Source organism: Streptomyces palmae (assembly GCF_004684805.1).
Taxonomy (GTDB): Bacteria; Actinomycetota; Actinomycetes; order Streptomycetales; family Streptomycetaceae; genus Streptomyces; species Streptomyces palmae.
This window is the reverse complement of sequence record NZ_SRID01000470.1, coordinates 1-4,589: the sequence shown is the minus strand read 5'-3', so window position 1 is coordinate 4,589 and position 4,589 is coordinate 1. Positions and strand designations below refer to the sequence as shown.

At 70.7% G+C, this 4,589-nt stretch carries 6 protein-coding genes; 1 reads left to right on the top strand and 5 read right to left on the bottom strand.

The genetic code is table 11. The features are described 5' to 3' along the window. Positions 1–470: 470 nt before the first annotated feature. The 5 genes from E4099_RS29355 to E4099_RS29335 all read right to left on the bottom strand — a co-directional run bounded on the left by E4099_RS29355 (position 471) and on the right by E4099_RS29335 (position 4,253). Complete coding sequence (locus tag E4099_RS29355) at positions 471–758, bottom strand: DUF4229 domain-containing protein (protein ID WP_135342147.1); 288 nt, start codon at positions 756–758, stop codon at positions 471–473. Positions 759–869: 111 nt separating this feature from the next. Beyond that, positions 870–1,388: a GNAT family N-acetyltransferase gene (locus E4099_RS29350; RefSeq protein WP_135342146.1), complete on the bottom strand. Its 519-nt coding sequence runs from the start codon at positions 1,386–1,388 to the stop codon at positions 870–872. Between the two features lie 104 nt (positions 1,389–1,492). Beyond that, the gene (locus E4099_RS29345; protein WP_135342145.1) at positions 1,493–2,179 is read right to left on the bottom strand and encodes a UdgX family uracil-DNA binding protein; all 687 of its coding nucleotides are present in this window, start codon (positions 2,177–2,179) and stop codon (positions 1,493–1,495) included. 317 nt (positions 2,180–2,496) lie between these two features. Continuing rightward, positions 2,497–3,675: an aminofutalosine synthase MqnE gene (gene mqnE / locus E4099_RS29340; protein WP_135342144.1), complete on the bottom strand. Its 1,179-nt coding sequence runs from the start codon at positions 3,673–3,675 to the stop codon at positions 2,497–2,499. 122 nt (positions 3,676–3,797) lie between these two features. Next, positions 3,798–4,253 carry an Lrp/AsnC family transcriptional regulator gene (locus tag E4099_RS29335; protein ID WP_135342143.1) on the bottom strand — a complete coding sequence of 152 codons (456 nt, stop codon included), beginning with the start codon at positions 4,251–4,253 and terminating at the stop codon, positions 3,798–3,800. 125 nt (positions 4,254–4,378) lie between these two features. Here E4099_RS29335 and E4099_RS34965 point away from each other — a divergent pair, with 125 nt between their 5' ends. Next, entirely contained in the window at positions 4,379–4,513 is a 135-nt protein-coding gene (locus E4099_RS34965; protein ID WP_280923533.1) for a hypothetical protein, read from the top strand. The last annotated feature ends 76 nt before the right edge of the window (positions 4,514–4,589 follow it).

Sequence of the window (4,589 nt, the reverse complement as noted above, 5' to 3'; positions counted from 1 at the left end):
GGCGGGAAGCGCGAGAAGCGGCAAAGCCGATGGCGCGCGATGCCGGCGCCGGCGAGAACGGGCGGGCCGGGCCGGGCGGCGGTACGTGGAGCTCCGGGCGCTGTACGTACGGGGACGGGGAGGTCAGCGGCGGCGACAACAACACGCGGCGCGCGGACGGGGGGTCTCCCCCGCTTGGGCCGGGCCGCAGGCGCGGAGGAAGCGGGGACCGGCAGGCCGGCGCACCCCGGGCGGGGCGCCCACGGGGTCTCGATGCGCGGCTGCTGTCTTCATAAGGCATACATTAACACCAACTCTTTGGGGATCCCCAAGGCATTCTTTGATCCACCGGCCGCCCCGGCCGCTCCACGCCCCGCGCGGGCCTCCCGCGCCGGCCCCGGAAACGCCAACGCCCCGCAGGCCAGCGGGTGCTGGCCTGCGGGGCGCCGGGGTGAGCGTGCGGGTGGGGACGGGTGCCGCTGTGAGCGGTCTTACACACCGTCCTCCTGGGTGCGGTTGGCCTCCAGCCGCTCCTTGACCTGGTCGACCTTGCCCACGATCTGCTCGGACATCTCATCGCGCTGCTTGCGCAGCAGCACCAGGCTCAGCGGGGCGGAGACCACGAGCGCCAGCAGCAGCACCCAGAAGAAGTTGGAGTCGTTGGCGCCGGACGGGACGACCCCGAAGTAGACGAGGCCCCACATCACCAGAAAGCAGCCGGCGAAGATACCCAGTCGCAGGGCGGTGTAGCGGAAGGTCGCGCTCGGCTTGAGAGACACGGCTGGACTTCTTTCTACGCGGAGATCCTGCACAACCAGACATCCAGTGAAGCACGCCGCCTTCCGGGCCAAACCAGCGGTCCGGCACGGTGGACCCGCAAGGGCACGGAGTCAGGCCAGCTGCAGCCACATCATGATCTCGTCGCGGTAGTCGCCGCCCCCGGCGTGGACCCCCTCCGGCATCCGCCCGACCTCCTTGAAGCCGGCCCGGGCGTAGAAGTGCTCCAGCCCATGGCCGCCCCGCGCGCTCAGCCGCAGTCCCCGGAATCCCAGCTCGCGGCCCATCTTGACGATCTCCCGCACCAGCCGCGCACCGCGCCCGCCACCCTGCAGCTCGGGCCGGACCATCACGCAGACCACCGTGGCCCAGTGCTCGCACAGCGGGTCCAGGTTGCGCTTGAGATAGGCGACGCCGGCCAGCGCACCGCCCTCGTAGGCGGCCAGCAGCCGCTGGGTGCCCGCCCGCACCCCGGCGGCCTGCCCCTCGGCGAGCGGCCGTACGTCCTCCGCGGTGACCGGCGGCACCAGACCGACGGCCCCTCCCCCGTTGGTCGCGTCGGTCCAGAGCCGGACTATCTCCTCTTCCAGGGCAGGGGTCAGCTCGGGATCACGGACGAAGGTAAGTGTCATGGGCGGATACTAGCCCTTACATTCGACCGGGCGCACCGACGCCCCGGGCAGTACGGAGGAGTACGGCCGCCGGCTCGCGGAAGATCGCGTGGAAGGGCGCGCGGTCAGCCCAGCGCCCGCGCCACCACGCGCAGGTCGGAGACGAGCCCCTGGTAGACCGACTCCCGGTCGTCGGCGCGCAGCACCGCCGAGGGGTGGATGGTGGCGACCACGCAGTCGCCGGAGGACTGGTAGCCGTCCAGATCGGGGCAGGGCAGCAGCATGCCGCGCTGCCTGCTCACCCGGAAGGAGGAGCCCAGCAGGGCCTTGCCGGCCGTGGCCCCCAGCGCGACGATCATCTCGGGCTCGATCAGCCGCAGCTCGGCGGCGAGCCAAGGCCGGCAGGCGGTCAGCTCATGGAGGTTGGGGGCCTTGTGGATGCGGCGCTTGCCGCGCTCGGGGACCAGCTCGAACTTGAAGTGCTTGACCGCGTTGGTGACGTAGGCCTCGTCCGGGTCGATCCCGGCCTCGTCCAGGGCCCGGGTCAGCACCTTGCCGGCCGGGCCGACGAACGGCCGGCCCTGGCGGTCCTCCTGGTCACCGGGCTGCTCACCGACCAGGACCAGTCGCGCGGAGGCCTCCCCGGAGCCGAAGACGGTCTGGGTGGCCGGGCCGTGCAGCGGGCAGCCGCGGCACCCGGCGGCAGCCGAGCGCAACGCCGCCAGATCCGCCCCCTCAGGCACGAACGGCGCCGCGCTGTATCCCTCCTCCGGCGAGGAGACGGAATCCGGTGACCTGCGGCCATCCGCCATGCGCGCCGGGTACCCAGAGATCTCCGGCTCACACCCACGCCCCTCCGGGTTCGCGGGGCCCACAGGGCCAGGCTCACACCCCACGCCCCGAAGGGGCGCTGGGATCCCCCCGGACGAAGTCTGGGGGAGGAACTGCGCGACCAGCCACGAACAACCCGCAGCTCAGGAAGCACCTGTCCGACGGAGCACTCAGGCCCCGGCCACGCCGGAACCCCCCGCCGTCCCCGCGCCCCGAAGGGGCGCGGGGAATGCGCGACCAGCCACGAACAACCCGCAGCCGACAAGGCCCCCAGGGCAGCCTCACGCCCCCGGCGAAGTCACACCCGCATCGGCTGCGGGGAGTCACGCCGGGCCGGGTCCGGCCCCTCGTACTCGCGGATGATCTCGTAGCGCGTGTTCCGCTCCACCGGCCGGAACCCCGCGTCGCGGATGAGCTCCAGCAGATCCTCGCGGGTGAGCTTGTTCGGCGTGCCGTAGTTGTCCGCGTCGTGGGTGATCTTGTACTCGACCACCGAGCCGTCCATGTCGTCGGCCCCGTGCTGGAGCGCGAGCTGGGCGGTCTGCACCCCGTGCATCACCCAGAAGACCTTCACGTGCGGGACGTTGTCGAACAGCAGCCGGGAGACCGCGAAGGTCTTCAGCGCCTCGGCGCCGGTGGCCATCGTGGTGCGCGCCTGGAGCCGGTTGCGGACCTTGCCGTCCTTCATGTCCACGAAGTCGTGCTGGTAGCGCAGCGGGATGAAGACCTGGAAGCCGCCGGTCTCGTCCTGGAGCTCGCGCAGCCGCAGCACGTGGTCCACCCGGTGCCGGGGCTCCTCGACATGCCCGTAGAGCATGGTGCACGGGGTCTTCAGACCCTTCTGGTGCGCCAGCCGGTGGATGCGCGACCAGTCCTCCCAGTGGGTGTCGTGGTCGACGATGTGCTGCCGCACCTCCCAGTCGAAGATCTCCGCGCCGCCGCCGGTCAGCGACTCCAGACCGGCCTCGATCAGCTCGTCCAGGATCTCCGAGGCGGACAGCCCGGAGATCTTCTCGAAGTGGTGGATCTCCGTCGCGGTGAACGCCTTCAGCGACACCTGCGGCAGGGCTTCCTTGAGCGCCTTGAGCGAGCGCGGGTAGTAGCGCCAGGGCAGGGTGGGGTGCAGCCCGTTGACGATGTGCAGCTCGGTGAGGTTCTCGGCCTCCATCGCCTTGGCGAGGCGGACGGCCTCCTCGATGCGCATCGTGTACGCGTCCTTCTCCCCCGGCTTGCGCTGGAAGGAGCAGTACGCGCAGGAGGCGGTGCACACGTTGGTCATGTTGAGGTGGCGGTTGACGTTGAAGTGGACGACGTCGCCGTTCTTCCGCGTCCGCACCTCGTGGGCCAGCCCGCCCAGCCAGGCCAGGTCGTCGGTCTCGTACAGGGCGATGCCGTCCTCGCGGGTGAGCCGCTCGCCCGCGAGGACCTTCTGCTCCAGCTCCCGCTTGAGCCCCGGGTCGTTGATGGATGGAGCCATCCCTGCCGCCTCCGTACGTCACGTCTGCTGGTGGGCCGCAGAGCCGGTAGGCCACGGCACGGTACGCCCCGAAAGATCCTCGATGAGCCTACTCCCCCGCCTTCCGGGCGGGGCGCAGGCCCTCAGACGTCCTCGGGCAGTACGCCGACCCGGTTCTCCCACTTGGTGGAGAGCACGATGGTGGTGCGGGTGCGGGAGACGCCCTTGGTGGTGGACAGCCGACGGATGGTGCGCTCCAGGTCGTCCACGTCGCCGGCGCGGACCTTGAGCATGTAGGAGTCGTCGCCCGCGATGAACCAGCAGTCCTCGATCTCGGCGAGGTCGCGCAGCCGCTCGGCCACGTCCTCGTGGTCGGTGGCGTCGGAGAGCTGGATGCCGATCAGCGCGGTGACCCCCAGCCCGAGGGAGGCCGCGTCCACGGTGGCCCGGTAGCCGGTGATCACCCCGGCCGCCTCCAGGCGGTTGATCCGGTCGGTGACGCTCGGGCCGGAGAGGCCGACCAGCCGCCCGAGCTCCGCGTACGAGGCCCTGCCGTTCTCGCGCAGGGCCTGGATGAGCTGCCTATCCACCGCGTCCATATGCCTGGAGCCTTCCATTGTTCTGCGATCAAGCGGGTTTACATGTAGAATCTAAGGCATGCGGGGGCTGATCCCCTGCAAATCTGTCATACGATCAATGGCGATCCTTCAGGAGATGAGTCACCGTGTACACGATCGAGATGGCCTACGCCCGCATGCGTGAGCTGCAGGAGCTGGCCAACCGCTCGCGTGCTCACCAGTCCACCCCTTCGCGCACCGCGCGCGCTGCCAAGCGCCGCGCCGCCGTCAAGAAGGGCTGACCCTCCCGCCTCGGGACACTCCCTGGGCGCAGGCCCGGGGGGACACCCGTCGCGGACCCACCCTGCCGTCTCCCCC

Bases quoted from the DNA above. Each gene is read 5' to 3' on its own strand.
- E4099_RS29335 (WP_135342143.1), bottom strand. From the start codon at position 4,253: ATGGACGCGGTGGATAGGCAGCTCATCCAGGCCCTGCGCGAGAACGGC.
- E4099_RS29350 (WP_135342146.1), bottom strand. From the start codon at position 1,388: ATGACACTTACCTTCGTCCGTGATCCCGAGCTGACCCCTGCCCTGGAA.
- mqnE (WP_135342144.1), bottom strand. From the start codon at position 3,675: ATGGCTCCATCCATCAACGACCCGGGGCTCAAGCGGGAGCTGGAGCAG.
- E4099_RS29345 (WP_135342145.1), bottom strand. From the start codon at position 2,179: ATGGCGGATGGCCGCAGGTCACCGGATTCCGTCTCCTCGCCGGAGGAG.